Below are 494 nucleotides of genomic sequence, written 5' to 3'. Positions count from 1 at the left end.
GCCAGCACCTGGCTTTCGACGTCGCGGCCCATCGAGACGTAGTCTTCCGCACTTTGCGAATGGGTGACCCGCACCGTGTCCTGCTCGATGATCGGGCCTTCGTCGAGGTCGGCGGTGACATAATGGGCCGTGGCGCCGATCAGCTTGACGCCGCGCTCATAGGCCTGCTTGTACGGGTTGGCGCCCTTGAATGACGGCAGGAACGAGTGGTGGATGTTGATGATCCGCCCCGACATCGTCCGGCACATCGCATCCGACAGCACCTGCATGTAGCGCGCCAGCACGATCAGCTCGGTGCCGCCCTGTTCGGCGATCTCGAGGATCTGCGCCTCGGCCTGCGGCTTGTTCTCCTTCGTCACCTTGATGTGGTGGAACGGAATGTCGTGGTTGACCACCACCTTCTGGTATTCGAAGTGGTTGGACACCACGCCGACGATATCGATCGGCAGCGCGCCGATCTTCCAGCGATAGAGCAGGTCGTTGAGACAATGGCC

At 61.7% G+C, this 494-nt stretch carries 1 protein-coding gene; it reads right to left on the bottom strand.

What is annotated here, in order from left to right; all coding sequences use genetic code 11:
• Positions 1-494 (bottom strand): formyltetrahydrofolate deformylase (locus tag CPY51_RS06320; protein ID WP_146260083.1); only part of this gene is annotated, 494 nt, incomplete at both ends.

This window comes from Arminella tubonensis (assembly GCF_003240585.1).
In the GTDB taxonomy this organism is placed as follows: Bacteria; Pseudomonadota; Alphaproteobacteria; order Rhizobiales; family Rhizobiaceae; genus Rhizobium; species Rhizobium tubonense.
This window is presented reverse-complemented; position numbering and strand designations above follow the sequence as displayed.